This is a genomic window from Stenotrophomonas sp. SY1, assembly GCF_021202945.1.
GTDB lineage: Bacteria > Pseudomonadota > Gammaproteobacteria > Xanthomonadales > Xanthomonadaceae > Stenotrophomonas.
This window is the reverse complement of record NZ_JAJOYR010000001.1, coordinates 1,263,976-1,277,210: the sequence shown is the minus strand read 5'-3', so window position 1 is coordinate 1,277,210 and position 13,235 is coordinate 1,263,976. Positions and strand designations below refer to the sequence as shown.

Annotated in this window: 11 protein-coding genes and 2 pseudogenes; 7 read left to right on the top strand and 6 right to left on the bottom strand. The window is 57.5% G+C overall.

The annotated features are described in order from the left end of the window. The 4 genes from LR961_RS05190 (at position 1) to LR961_RS05175 (ending at position 3,725) form a co-directional block, all read left to right on the top strand. Positions 1-819: a class I SAM-dependent methyltransferase gene (locus tag LR961_RS05190; protein WP_232147357.1), complete on the top strand. Its 819-nt coding sequence runs from the start codon at positions 1-3 to the stop codon at positions 817-819. After that, positions 816-1,763, top strand: a complete 948-nt coding sequence (locus LR961_RS05185; RefSeq protein ID WP_232147356.1) for a YbhN family protein — start codon at positions 816-818, stop codon at positions 1,761-1,763. The genes LR961_RS05190 and LR961_RS05185 overlap by 4 nt, the downstream gene beginning before the upstream one ends. Beyond that, entirely contained in the window at positions 1,760-2,575 is an 816-nt protein-coding gene (locus LR961_RS05180; RefSeq protein WP_232147355.1) for a class I SAM-dependent methyltransferase, read from the top strand. Before LR961_RS05185 ends, LR961_RS05180 begins: the two co-directional genes overlap by 4 nt. A gap of 511 nt (positions 2,576-3,086) precedes the next feature. After that, the gene (locus LR961_RS05175) at positions 3,087-3,725 is read left to right on the top strand and encodes a glycosyltransferase (protein ID WP_232147354.1); all 639 of its coding nucleotides are present in this window, start codon (positions 3,087-3,089) and stop codon (positions 3,723-3,725) included. Positions 3,726-4,035: 310 nt separating this feature from the next. On the opposite strand, the pseudogene LR961_RS05170 reads toward LR961_RS05175, so the two are convergent. From LR961_RS05170 to LR961_RS05160, 3 genes and pseudogenes are all read right to left on the bottom strand, one after another. Beyond that, positions 4,036-4,173, bottom strand: a pseudogene (locus LR961_RS05170) (prepilin-type N-terminal cleavage/methylation domain-containing protein); the annotation flags it as partial. Between the two features lie 146 nt (positions 4,174-4,319). Next, positions 4,320-6,245: a hypothetical protein gene (locus LR961_RS05165; RefSeq protein WP_232147353.1), complete on the bottom strand. Its 1,926-nt coding sequence runs from the start codon at positions 6,243-6,245 to the stop codon at positions 4,320-4,322. A 276-nt stretch (positions 6,246-6,521) separates the two neighbouring features. Beyond that, positions 6,522-6,626 (bottom strand): annotated as a pseudogene (locus tag LR961_RS05160) (prepilin-type N-terminal cleavage/methylation domain-containing protein); the annotation flags it as partial. A gap of 544 nt (positions 6,627-7,170) precedes the next feature. On the opposite strand from LR961_RS05160, the gene LR961_RS05155 reads away from it, so the two are divergent. The 3 genes from LR961_RS05155 to coaE all read left to right on the top strand — a co-directional run bounded on the left by LR961_RS05155 (position 7,171) and on the right by coaE (position 10,218). Continuing rightward, positions 7,171-8,430 carry a type II secretion system F family protein gene (locus tag LR961_RS05155; protein WP_232147352.1) on the top strand — a complete coding sequence of 420 codons (1,260 nt, stop codon included), beginning with the start codon at positions 7,171-7,173 and terminating at the stop codon, positions 8,428-8,430. Positions 8,431-8,437: 7 nt separating this feature from the next. After that, positions 8,438-9,298 (top strand): A24 family peptidase, encoded by an 861-nt coding sequence (locus LR961_RS05150; protein ID WP_232147351.1) that lies wholly within the window; start codon positions 8,438-8,440, stop codon positions 9,296-9,298. A 293-nt stretch (positions 9,299-9,591) separates the two neighbouring features. Beyond that, entirely contained in the window at positions 9,592-10,218 is a 627-nt protein-coding gene (gene coaE / locus LR961_RS05145; RefSeq protein WP_232147350.1) for a dephospho-CoA kinase, read from the top strand. A gap of 225 nt (positions 10,219-10,443) precedes the next feature. Here coaE and LR961_RS05140 read toward each other — a convergent pair whose 3' ends face one another. From LR961_RS05140 to LR961_RS05130, 3 genes are all read right to left on the bottom strand, one after another. Beyond that, the gene (locus LR961_RS05140; RefSeq protein WP_232147349.1) at positions 10,444-11,787 is read right to left on the bottom strand and encodes a HAMP domain-containing sensor histidine kinase; all 1,344 of its coding nucleotides are present in this window, start codon (positions 11,785-11,787) and stop codon (positions 10,444-10,446) included. Continuing rightward, on the bottom strand, positions 11,780-12,457 hold the full coding sequence (locus LR961_RS05135; RefSeq protein ID WP_232147348.1) for a response regulator transcription factor: 678 nt from the start codon (positions 12,455-12,457) through the stop codon (positions 11,780-11,782). Before LR961_RS05135 ends, LR961_RS05140 begins: the two co-directional genes overlap by 8 nt. 133 nt (positions 12,458-12,590) lie before the next feature. After that, entirely contained in the window at positions 12,591-13,082 is a 492-nt protein-coding gene (locus LR961_RS05130; protein WP_232147347.1) for a hypothetical protein, read from the bottom strand. Positions 13,083-13,235 lie beyond the last annotated feature (153 nt).

Below are 13,235 nucleotides of genomic sequence, written 5' to 3'. Positions count from 1 at the left end.
ATGAATGACAGTAGCCCAACATCGCAAGTCAAGTATTCCGAGGAGTTGGGAATCGTTGCGCCTGCGATCGGCTGGACACCTCCAATTCGCTACCTTTTACGACGCGCCCGTATCCTTTCCCTCCTTAAGGAAACCTCTCCTTCAACAAAGCTGTTGGAGATCGGCTGTGGTGCAGGCGCGCTGCTCTGTGACCTTGCGCGTCGCGGCTATTCCGCGCAGGGTCTGGAAACATCTTCACGAGCTTTGGTAATGGCATCTCAACTAGCCAGGGCCGCACAAAGCACACATGACATCAGTCCAATCCCGCATGCGGATTGGAGCGGAAATTTTGACGTCATATGTGCATTTGATGTTCTTGAACATATCGAAGATGACTACGCCGCAATTGAGGAGTGGCTTCACTGGCTCCGGCCTCAAGGCAAGATCGTTCTTTCTGTACCCGCACACCGATCACGCTGGGGCTCAGGCGATGCGTGGGCTGGGCACTGGCGCCGCTACGACCGTAACGACATACGAAAACTAATCATTGATTGCGGACTGAAAATCGACCACTTCGAGTGCTACGGTTTCCCCCTGGCAAATGCCACTGAAGCTCTGGGCAACCTCATTTATAGCAGGATGCTCATTGAGCGAAAAACCGACTCCAAAAGCGAGGCTACCGCCGCGAGCGGCATTGATCGGCGCAACTATCTCCGTATTAGCCGATGGACACACTCGCTCCCCGGACGAGCACTGATAGCCGTAGCCTCGGGCGCGCAATACGTGACGAGAAACCGGAATTGGGGAAGTGGTTACTTGGTAATGGCTAGTCGCAGATGAAGCTTGCCTGGCGCCTTCTTAGCCTATTAGCAGCCACCGTGTTGACTGGATATTTCTTCTGGTTCTGCTGGAAGCACCTCGACCTAAGCCTTCTCAAAGCAACGCTGAGTGATGCCAGCACCATCATTGCTCTGGCTCTGGCAAGCCTTTGCTATGCAATGATCTACCCACTCAGTGGCGTAGCTTGGCGGCAACTTCTCCTGCGCCAAGGCCATAAGCACGATTCAATACAATTAAGCAGCTTGATGGGCGCCACACAACTGGCCAAATACATACCGGGCAATGTCGCACAGCATATCTGTCGCGTCACACTGTCGCTGAAGCAAGGCATTCCCATGCCGGCATATGCCGGCACTGTAATTCAGGAAACCATCCTGGCCGCTGCAGCAAGCATATTGGTTGGCGCCCTGCTACTTGCGCCGAATGCATGGCGGCCCGAGATCTCTGGTCACATGCCCTTGGTGCTCGTTGCACTTCTGGCCAGTTGTACAGGGATCTTGTTGCTCTGCATTGATGTACCCACCAAGAATCTCTCCACAAATGGCCGTTTCGACAAACTGCTCTACTGGATGGGCGGCCTGCCGGGGCCGATAACAACATTCAAGGCTCTTTCGGCCTATTGCCTCAACTACCTTGCCATTGGTCTGGGAATCTGGCTACTGGCTTTGGCTATCGGGGTCGACGGGAACATCAGCTACGCAGTTGCGACCTCATCATTTGCCATCGCCTGGATACTGGGCTTTTTAGCCCCAGGCGCACCTGCAGGCCTAGGGGCCAGAGAGGGCATCATGCTCTTGATACTGAAGGGCCATGGAAGCAACGACCAGATAATCCAACTGGTCATGCTTGCACGCGCGAGCAGCATGCTGGGAGACTTACTGGCCTTTGCCGTCTCCATTTTGATTCTGCGAACCCGCCGAAGCCATCAACCGACACCACCATGAAAATCGAACTTGAGCCCACAGGCGAGCGCGTCATCGAAGACGCTTACATGCACACACTAGGTGCGTACACCATTTACTCAATGCACGCAGCAAGCTATCGCTTTGCTGAAGAAATATGTGGTGATAAGAAAGTGCTGGATCTAGGTTGTGGCTCCGGCTATGGCGCCATGCGCCTGTCACAGAAAGCAGCAGAAGTATACGGCGTAGATATTTCAGGCGAAGCCATCGCCTACGCTGATGAAAACTATCAGCGCGATAATCTGCACTTCCAGAAGATTGAGCCGGATGCGCGATTGCCATTTCCGGACAGCAGCTTCGATGTCGTCCTTTCCTTTCAGGTAATCGAACACGTAAGTGACGAAGATGGCTACCTCCAAGAAGCACGCAGGGTCCTTGCACCCGGCGGCACGCTAATCGTTATTACACCAGACAGAAGAAACCGCCTGTTCCCAGGTCAAAAACCTTGGAATAGGTGGCATCTCCGCGAGTACGACATGGATACTCTCGCCAACTTGATCGGCAGACATTTATCGATCACCAAGCGCTTTCGAATGGGTGCCAGCTGGAAAATAGCATCCGTCGAGATCAACCGCTATAGACGCACCAAGTGGTTATGCCTACCAGCAACCCTCCCCTTTCTGCCTGACTCAATCCGCATTGCCGCTCTCAACCTTGCCCACAGAGTACTCGCAGCACGAAATCGGCCGCGCAATGCATCAGAAATTAATGAGTTTTGCTTCGACGAACGCGACTTCATCATCGACGAGGAAGCCGAAAACTCGCTGAACCTCATCATTACCGCTCAGAAATAGAATGCAGATGCCAAAGTCCTCTCCGAATCACATTTTCATCGCCGGCGCCGGGCTCCGCGGAGAGGGCTACCCAAATGCTTGGAATACGATCGGACTAATTCGATCAACCAAGCTGGCCAAAGTGACAGATTGCAGCTTCTGGCTTCCCTCCAACCTAACCCTCTGGAAGCTATCTAGTGCGCCTGTACACAAGGCCATTTACTCCATCAGCAGGATCCTCATTTACAACCTAGCGTCATGCGTGAAGCTCCTGACACTAAGCCCAAAATCCAGCATTACCTACATCCCTTACCCCGGCATCATCACCCTCTGGCTACTCTCATGGCTACCCAAAGGCATCCGGCCCCGCTGCATTTGCGACGCTTATATAACCATTTGGGATTCACTTTATCAGGATCGGGGCCTCGGGAACGCCAAAGGCCTAGCTTGCCGAGTACTTCTCAAGATTGAGTCACGTGCACTTCGCGCCGCGGAAGTAATAATCAGCGACACGGAGGCCAATGCAGATCACATGAGCAGCACCTTCCACGTTCCACGCGAGCGCATTCTCAGCATCCCTCTGGCGCTGCATCCACAACCAGAAAAAATGCCCCCCACCATTCACCGCAAGAAAGTAAAAGTCCTATTCATCGGCACTTTTGTTCCTCTACAAGGAACAACAGTCATTGCGAAAGCCATTCACGCACTGCGCACCGAAACCGACATCGAGTTCGTAATAATCGGCGATGGTCAAGAGTCTGCTGCAGCTGCCCCATGGCTCCATGCGAACGACTCCGTTACCTGGATACGAACCTGGCAATCGCCGGATACCCTCTCAGAGCATCTGTCTCAGGCAGATATTTGTCTTGGCATTTTCGGCGGTGACGGCAAGGCTTCAAGGGTCTTGCCTTTCAAAATCTACCAGGCACTTGCAGCAGGCAAAGCAGTCATTTCTCAAGGAAATTTCAGCCTACCGCTGGGCACTCCCCAGCCCCCAATGATCCACTCAATGGCGGACCCAGTGGAACTTGCCAAAACCATCCGATCCCTAGCCTCGTCTGCCGAACGAAGGCTTCAGCTGGGGCACGATGCCTCACAATACTTCCAACGGTTTCTCTCCAACTCGTCACTCAGCCTGCGCTGGCGTCAACTGATAGAGAACCTACATTGAGACTTCGAAGGATCCGCTACACGCGCTAACGTAGCGATGCTTGCGATCACTTCCAAGCAGCCGATACTCCGATCGACTTTAAGAATCAGGGCTGCAACTGACACTGCGCACTTCCGGTGTTGCAATCTACATCCTTCTTGGCACCAGCACTACCTCTAGCCCGGCTATCAAAAGTTACAGTTCGCGGGGTTGCAAAGTCCCCAGTGGTCAAGCCGAGATTAGTCGTAGTATCGCAAGCTTTAGGCTCAAATGCTGGCGGAAGTGTGTACTGTGCAAGCTCGGTAACCGAAGTGCTCATGTAGGCCCTAGCCTCCGACAAGCAAGCGGCATTCGCTGAACGCTGGGTGTAATTTCGATACTGCGGTAATGCAATTGCCGCCAGTATAGCGATGATAGCAACCACGATCATGAGCTCAATCAACGTAAAACCGCTGGCATCCCTAGACATCTTTCGCAACTCCAAATCCCCTTGATGTACCAAAACCCAAGCATGAAGCATGCCAACTACTCATTGGCATAAGCCTGACATGTGACCGAATCGAATAATCGGAGCCCTTGTTCCTGACGCTCAGCCGGGCAGGAAGTGATGCACCATCAGCCCCTCCCTCCATCGGGCTTGACCATGCGAAGCTCTTCTACCCAGTCCCCCCTGCCAGCTGCGCTCAGCTGCTCCATCATTCTGGCAATATCCGGATCACCCGGCTCTGAAACCTTAACCGCCGTCTTTAGATAAGACAACGCCTTACTTGGCTGCATTGAATCATTGTGAATATAGGCGCCAATCCGAAGATACTCTCCCGGAGCCAATGAAGTCCTACTCGAAACTATCTCCATCAGTTCCAGCAACTTTCGCTCATCCACCGGAATTCCCTTTTCCGCATTCCCGAGAAGAACCCAGAGTATATTGACATTCTCGGCACTCATTGGCACCACCCGCATACGAAGCAGAAGCCTATCCCAATCCGCTTCAACCACCTGCCCAGCAATAGTCTTAAATGTTACGACATTCACCATGAGCGGCGCTGACTGAGTACGCCTGGCGCCGGACACACTTGTACTGATTGCCAGAGGGAACCAAGGACTGCGAGGATCCAACCCACTTCGATCAGCGTAGACCGAACCAAGCATCAACCAGGACCGCCCAGAGTCAGGCGCCAATTCGACACTCTTCTCAGCGAAACGCAGGGGATCCCCCCAGCTGTAAGCACGCATTACTGTAGCCGCACCCAGAATACAGAGCACAGCGCCCAGCAGCGCAACCGTCAATGGCCCGCACCTTAATCGCAAATACTGGAATGCCAGAACCGTCAAATCCGCCAGCGAAATAAGAACACCCATCATTGGGATCTGATTTCGGTGCTCAAAGGCAAGCTCCAGATTGAATATATTGCTCGTCAGCACATGGCCAGCAAAGAAAATAAGAATACCAAGGCTAAACAGCGGCCGTTTATGCAGCCAAACAACTGCCCACATCGCCAAACCCAGCAGCGCCAACCAGGCCAACACTGTTGACAAGGGCTGAAACCAACCTCGGGAAACAACGAGATCATCGTAGTAGAACGGCATCGAATCAGGAAGCGGCAGCAATATCTGCTGCAGATACATCGAAAGAACCCGCCCCTGGGTCAGCAACCTCTCGTAGCTCGAAAAATCCCGCCCCGCATAAGCCCCCGAATGCCAATACTGAGGAATGGCCACAAAGACGTAAACCAGAACCCCAACAATAGCAAGAAACAAATAACCCCAGCGCCATACCGCAGCCAGCACCGGGCGCGCGGCCGCAAATCGGAAGACCGTCAGCTCAATGACAAGCGTATACACGGGGAGCAGCGCAGCGTCTTCCTTGCTCGCCATCCCCAACGCCCAGAACAATCCCAGCAAGACAGCGTATAAGCGACTGCGATTACCCTCGCACTGCGCTTGCCGCATCAAAAGATATGCCCACAGCGCCAATACCATGAACAACGTGCAGAGCGTCTGCATCCGCTGCACAATATAAAGTACCGACGATACCTGCAACGGATGGATGGCCCAGAGGAAAGCCAGCACCAGCGCCGCAATCGCAGCACGCCTCGGCGCCCATTGGTTCAGGATTAACAGTTGGCGCAGGAAAAACGCAAGCGCTAAAGTCGTCAGAGCGTGAATCAGAAGGTTGGTACTCTTGAACACCCGAGCATCCAAACCACCGCGCAAATGATCCAGCGCGAACGTAAGCATCGGCAACGCCCGTGAGCCACGCCCCGGCTCAAAGCTATAAGCGGCATAGAACAGACTCTCCGAATCCAGATGCGTGACATGCAGATTCGCATTCGTCACGATGTTGGGCTTGTCATCAAAAATGAAGCCGCCACCCATGCCTGGCAGAAAAAGACATACCGCCAGTGCAGTCAACACAGCTGCCAGAATCAGAAAGCGGTTTGATGAAAGAGCCATTAAGTATCCAGGAAAGTCCGTCAAATCTTGGCAAACATCGTGGCCGTTCGCAAAAAAGAAAAGCGCCTCTCGGCGCTTTTCTTTCAAGCAACAAGCGTCAAATCAGGGAATGAGGTCACACGAACCACTACCCACGTTGCACTTGGTATCCTGCTTGATGCTTGCATTGCCCTTGGTCTGGGCACTGAAGGTCACCGAACCGCCAGTGCTGTACATAGACGTCGTCGGCACTGCATCAACGCCAGAACATGCCTTCGCATCACCAGCAGCGTACGGCGGAGCAGTACGGTCATCGGCCAGATTGGCAACCGCAGCGCCCATGTAGGCCTTCGCTTCAGCCAGGCAGGCGCCATTGGCCGAACGCTGGGTGTAGTTGCGGTACTGCGGCAGCGCAATGGCGGCCAGGATGGCAATGATCGCAACGACGATCATCAGTTCGATCAGGGTAAAGCCCTGCTGCTTCTTCATGAGTACATCCCCTAGAGGTTTGGTAGTGGACATGGTTACAGGCGAAACGCCCGCTCGCATGGGGTTACAAAGCAGGTTGCATGCCAACTGATCGAACACTTCCCCGCTCCCCGGTAGCAATGATGGCAGCATCTTCAGAGAAGGGAAGCCCCAGTTACGGGTTTCCGGAACGGCACCTCAAGGTGACACGTCACGTCACAATGTGACACCCCCCCCCCCTTTGCGGCAACTGCATCAACTCGAACCGACGACGGCCGGCTGGCTTCATCCAGCGCCAGCATGCGCGAGGGTGGCCTTGCCCGCGAAACCACGAACTCCCGCCGGACCACACACTGCAAGAATGGCCGTGGCGTCGCAGCCAAGGCCACGGCTACGAATCCGGCTCTACTAATGCCAAGCTGCCCGCCCCATCAGGCCAGCAGGCCGAGGACCCGCCGATGTGACGGATGCCGCCAAAGTCCATTGTCAGACTGTGCCTACAGCCTCTTGACCGGCTACCATGCGGCTGTTGTCTGGCCTGGGGATGGCTGGACGGGGAGAGAAAATGGCCGTTACCCGCAACGCGATCAGTAAAGAGCCGGCTGGGCGCAGCACCAGCCAGATGCAGCCGTTTGTCTGGGAGGGGACCGACAAGCGGGGCGTCAAAATGAAGGGTGAGCAGGATGCCAAGAGCATGAACCTGCTCAAGGCCGAGCTGCGCCGCCTGGGCATCACCCCCACGGTGGTCAAGCCCAAGCCGAAGCCACTGTTCGGCGCCGCAGGTAAGCCGATCAAGCCAAAGGACATCGCCTTCTTCAGCCGCCAGATGGCGACGATGATGAAGTCCGGCGTTCCGATTGTGACGGCGCTGGAGATCATTGGAGGCGGCCACAAGAACCCGCGCATGGCCAAACTGGTGGGCACGATCCGGGCAGACCTGGAAGGCGGCGCTTCGCTGTATGAAGCCGTCAGCAAGCACCCGGTACAGTTCGATGAGCTCTACCGCAACCTGGTCCGCGCAGGCGAAGGCGCCGGTGTGCTGGAAACCGTGCTGGACACGATTGCCAACTATCAGGAGAACCTCGAGACCCTGAAGGGCAAGATCAAGAAGGCGCTCTTTTATCCGGCGATGACCATCGCCGTTGCACTGTTGGTCAGCTCCATCCTTCTGATCTGGGTTGTTCCGCAGTTTGAGGAAGTCTTCAAGGGGTTTGGTGCGGACCTGCCCTTCTTCACCCAGATGATCGTGTCGGCGTCACGATTCATGGTCGGCTGGTGGTGGCTGATATTGCTCCTCGTCATCGGCTCGGTTGTCGGCTTTATTGCTGCGTACAAGCGTTCCACAGCAATGCAACACGGCATGGACAAGCTCGCACTCAAGGTCCCGGTGATTGGGCAGATCCTGCATAACAGTGCCATCGCACGCTTCGCTCGCACCACTGCGGTGACGTTCAAGGCTGGCGTCCCGCTCGTGGAAGCATTGAGCATCGTCGCCGGCGCCACCGGCAGCAGCGTCTACGAAGAAGCGGTGCTCCGCATGCGCGATGACGTGGCTGTTGGTTACCCGGTCAACATGGCCATGAAACAGATCGGCCTGTTCCCACACATGGTCGTACAGATGACCGCCATCGGCGAGGAAGCAGGTGCGCTGGACACCATGCTGTTCAAGGTCGCCGAGTACTTCGAGCAGGAAGTGAACCATGCCGTGGATGCGCTGAGCAGCCTGATCGAGCCATTGATCATGGTGTTCATCGGCGTAGTCGTCGGCGGCATGGTCATCGGCATGTACCTGCCGATCTTCAAGCTCGCCTCGATTGTTGGATAATTGACGCATGGCATTTCTCGACCAGCACCCCGGCCTTGGCTATCCCGCTGCAGCAGGGCTGGGGCTGCTGATTGGCAGCTTCCTCAATGTGGTGATTCTGCGCTTGCCCAAGCGCATGGAGTGGCAGTGGAAGCGTGACGCGCGCGAAATCCTTGAAGAGCCGGACATCTACGAACCGCCACCGCCGGGGATCGTGGTCGAGCCGTCGCACTGCCCGCACTGCAAACACAAGCTGAGCTGGTACGAGAACATTCCACTGTTCAGCTGGTTGATCCAGCGCGGCAAATGCCGGCACTGTCAGGCACCCATCTCCCTCCAGTATCCACTGGTGGAACTGGTCACTGCGCTGATGGTGTTGGCCAGCGTTTGGCAGTTCGGCTTCGGCTGGCAGGGCTTTGGCGCGATCGTGCTGAGCTGCTTCCTGGTCGCCCTGTCCGGTATCGACCTGCGCACCCAACTGCTGCCCGACCAGCTCACGCTGCCGCTGATGTGGCTGGGTCTGATCGGCAGCATGGACAACCTGTACATGCCGGCCAAGCCGGCATTGATCGGCGCGGCGGTGGGTTACCTGTCGCTATGGACGGTGTGGTGGCTGTTCAAACAGCTCACCGGCAAGGAAGGCATGGGTCACGGCGACTTCAAGCTGTTGGCCGCACTGGGCGCCTGGTGCGGGCTGAAGGGCATTCTGCCGATCATCCTGCTGTCCTCGCTGGTCGGCGCCATCGTCGGTTCGATCTGGCTGTATTCGCGCGGCCGCGACCGCGCCACGCCCATTCCGTTCGGTCCTTACCTGGCCATCGCTGGCTGGCTGGTTTTCATGTGGGGCGACCCGATGATCGACGGCTACAAGCAGCTGGCAGGATGGTAGCGCTGAGGCTAGCTTCGCAGGGGCTGCAGAAACGTCAAAGCCGACAGGTTACGCATTGCTCACCGGAAGTACTGCCGGCGCAGCAGAACTGACAAGACCTTCCCGCGCATCGCCGGATTGTACTGCGCGCAACCAAACTGTTCGCCCGCATGCATCCGAGCATCCTTACGGCTCCGCGCTGCTGGCCTCACGGCTCAGGCCGTTCCCGCAGCGCTACGTTCTGGGTCGGCTGACCAGCCGCCCCCTCCTTCGACGCTATCATTGCGCTCACCGTTCCGGATCAGCGCGCACACATGAGCAACTTCATTGTCGGCCTTACCGGCGGCATCGCTTCAGGGAAGAGCGAGGTCAGCCGTCGTTTTGAGGCGCTGGGCGTTACGGTCGCCGATGCGGATGTCGCGGCACGCGAGGTTGTCGCTGCCGGCAGCCCGGCACTGCAGGAAATAGCCCATCGCTTCGGTACCGACATCCTGCTGACCGACGGCAATCTGGACCGCGCCAAACTACGGCAACGCGTGTTTGCGAATACGGAAGAACGTCGCGCCCTGGAAGCCATCACCCACCCGGCCATCCGCGCCCGCGTGCGCGCTGTCTGCGAAGCCGCTGACAGCCCTTATGCGATCGCCGCAATCCCATTACTGACCGAAGCCGGCGGCCGCCCCGCCTATCCGTGGCTGCATCGCATCCTGGTCGTGGATGCACCGCAGGCCATCCAACACGCGCGCCTGCTCCGCCGCGACAACATTGATGCCGGGCTGGCCGACCGCATGATCCAGGCCCAGGCCAGCCGTGAGCAGCGGTTGGCATTGGCGGACGATGTCATCGTTAACGATGACCATCCAGATCGGTTGCAGGCGCACATCGAAATGCTTGACCTACGTTATCGGGAGCTGGCCGCAGCCAGCCCCACTCTCCTGTAGGAGCGGTGTCGGGCGCGAGGCCATGAGGCAGCCCGACCAACCCACGCTGTCTGCCATGTACAGGAGGTGCAAAGCCCCATCGCCCAACGCCGCGCATCCCCCTCCCCCACCTCGGGAGAAGGCAGATGTGAATTCCACCTGGATTTGCGGCTTCCGCTTGTGCCGCCACTGCGGCTTCAGCCCCGCATTCGTGCACAGCATTGATGTAGCTGCGCCCAGAGCTTTTCAGCCGGGCGCAAAGGTCAGCGTAGCCACCACACCGCGCTCTTCGCCCGGACGAATGCTCACCTGCCAGCCATAGAGCGTGCAGAGCCGGCTGACGATAGACAAGCCGATACCACCACCCTGCGAGTAACCGGCATGGGTACCGCGATAACCACGCTGAAACAGGCTGGCAGCGTCTTTCTCGCTGAGCCCTGGGCCGGAGTCGATGACCTCCACCGCCTCCTTGCCAACCCGCACCAACACCCGCCCATCCTGCGTGTACTTGACCGCGTTGCCGATCAGGTTGCCGAGCGCGACAGAAAGTGCCGCTTCCGGTGCATCAATGACCAGATCGCGCTCACCCTCCAGCTCCAGCTCCAGTGGCTTGCCACCCAACTGCGCACGGTGCGACTCAAGCAACTGCTCGGCCACCCTGGCCACATTGCTGCTGCCCTGCCCGCGCTCGTTGCGCGACAGCAACAACAATGAACCAATCAAGTCACTGCACTGCTGCTCGGCACGCTGGATACGCTGCAAGCGCTGCAGCACCTTGTCATCCAGACCGGGACGCGCCAGCAACAACTCGGTTGCACCGCGAATCACCGCCAGTGGTGTGCGCAGTTCATGGCTGACGTCGGCATTGAACTCACGATCGCGCTGCACCACTTCGGTCAGCCGCGTCGAGTAGTCGTCCAAGGCTTCGGCCAACTGCCCGACTTCGTCATCCGGAAAGCGTGGTGCCAGCGGCTCGGGATGTTTCGTGCCACCGCGGTACGCGCGCAGACGCGCTGCCAGATCCGACACCGGGCGCATCACCCGCGATGCCGACCACCAACCCAGCACCCAGGACAACAGGCTGAAAACGACCACCGACAGGAACAATGCGCGCTTGAGTTGCTGCTCGCCGCGCATTGCCTGGCTCATATCATAAGCGATGAAGAACCAGGCATCCGGCGTCTTGCGCACGCCCACCTTGTAATAGAACGGCTTGCCGTCCGCATCTTCGCCACTGATGTTGTGAATACCGTCCTGCAACCTCTCCCATTCCGGATAGTCCCGGCGCAGGCTTTCAAGCTTGTCCGGCATGTCCGGACGGATCAGGATCGCGCGGATCTGTTGCACCGGCGCCATCACATCCTTGCCGCCACTGCGGATGTAGCTCTGCCAGGATGCGTCCAAATTGCGGTTCATGACATCCTCGACCAGCTGGTTTTCTACCCGCTGGCGCGCCCAGTTCGTCGCGAACGCAAACAATGCGGTCAGGCAGAAGCCCAACAACAGGAACGAGAGGATAATGCGGCTGCGCAGGCGGCGGCGATAGCGCCCCCGCTTGCGCACCGGCCCAGGCGCTGCTTTTTCAGGCATCTGGGGCGGCGATACGGTACCCGATGCCGTGGCGGGTCTGGATCATCGGTGCGCCGAACGGCTTGTCCACCACCGCGCGCAGGCCATGGATATGCACACGCAGGGAATCCGAGTCCGGCAGCTCTTCACCCCAGACGCGGGTCTCCAGCTCCTGCCGGGTGACCACCGCTGGCGAGGCCTCCATCAGCGCCTGCAGGATCTTCAGTGCAGTCGGGTTCAACTGCAGCAGCTTGGCCTGACGACGCACTTCGAGCGTGTCCAGGTTGTACTCCAGATCGCCAACTTCCAGCACCCGTGTGTGTGCGCCCTTGCCACGACGGGACAGCGCATTGAGCCGCACTTCCACTTCCTGCAGGGCGAACGGCTTGATCAGGTAATCATCGGCGCCGGAATCAAAGCCGGCGAGCTTGTTGTCCAGCGAATCACGGGCGGTGAGCATCAGCACCGGTGTCTGCTTGCGCGCATCGTTACGCAGCTTGCGACAGACCTCGATGCCGTCCATGCCCGGCAGGTTGAGATCGAGCACGATCGCATCGAAATCATGCACCACGGCCAGGTGCAGGCCAGTGACGCCATCGGCGGCAAAATCCACCGTGTGGCCACGGTCCTCCAGGTAGTCACCGAGGTTGGCCGCGATGTCGCTGTTGTCTTCGATTACAAGAATACGCACGTGTGCGGGCACCTTATGTCTTGGAAAGTACAAGCGAGCCGGAGGCTCGCTTGTCAGGAATTACAGCACAGCCTTTATTAACTTCCCGCAAGTCGAAAGCAAAAGCGAGCCACACCAGTTCATCGTACCGAGCTTAGTTGCTGAATTCGGTGTTTTTCCCGGTACGCAGCGGTCCAACCTGATTTTGAACATTACGGCGCATACGCTCACGCTCTGCCACCGTCAGGCACTGGGTGGCTGGCATGTGCGAACCAATCGTCTTCTGCCTGCGGCACACAAGGCGACTATCGCTACGCGCCTTCGTCAACACGTTGTTGACGAACTCCTGATCATTGAAGACCTGGACCTGCTGATCCGGACTCAGTGCTTCAAGCGTTCCATTCCCAATAATCAACGACATGCGATCAAGCGCAGCAATCACCCGATCACGATCGGCGGCAGCGATCTCACTATAAGCCTCGCCTCCCATCAGGTCCGAGCGCACCTTTACCTGCTGCGCCTGGAAGGGAGCATTGGGCCGCAACGGCAACTCCGATGAGCCAGCCAAAACGGTGATGGGCAATGCAAACAATGCTGCGAACAAAAATTTCCGAACCATGAACACCCTCTCCTTGGACTTGTTCACACTTTAACGCCAGCCAAACGACACAACAACAACAAAAAAATAGCCAGTAAAAACAAGGCCCTGGCGGATTCCGCCAGGGCCTGAAAGATTCCCGATCACCGGACCCGCTGAGGAGGGCGAAGTACAGTGCAAGCAGGCTAGGGCCAGGCGGAT

Excerpts from the sequence above, each read along its gene's own strand:
- LR961_RS05190 (WP_232147357.1), top strand. The coding sequence starts at position 1 with ATGAATGACAGTAGCCCAACATCGCAAGTCAAGTATTCCGAGGAGTTG.
- LR961_RS05185 (WP_232147356.1), top strand. The coding sequence starts at position 816 with ATGAAGCTTGCCTGGCGCCTTCTTAGCCTATTAGCAGCCACCGTGTTG.
- LR961_RS05180 (WP_232147355.1), top strand. The coding sequence starts at position 1,760 with ATGAAAATCGAACTTGAGCCCACAGGCGAGCGCGTCATCGAAGACGCT.
- LR961_RS05175 (WP_232147354.1), top strand. The coding sequence starts at position 3,087 with ATGAGCAGCACCTTCCACGTTCCACGCGAGCGCATTCTCAGCATCCCT.
- LR961_RS05155 (WP_232147352.1), top strand. The coding sequence starts at position 7,171 with ATGGCCGTTACCCGCAACGCGATCAGTAAAGAGCCGGCTGGGCGCAGC.
- LR961_RS05150 (WP_232147351.1), top strand. The coding sequence starts at position 8,438 with ATGGCATTTCTCGACCAGCACCCCGGCCTTGGCTATCCCGCTGCAGCA.
- coaE (WP_232147350.1), top strand. The coding sequence starts at position 9,592 with ATGAGCAACTTCATTGTCGGCCTTACCGGCGGCATCGCTTCAGGGAAG.
- LR961_RS05140 (WP_232147349.1), bottom strand. The coding sequence starts at position 11,787 with ATGCCTGAAAAAGCAGCGCCTGGGCCGGTGCGCAAGCGGGGGCGCTAT.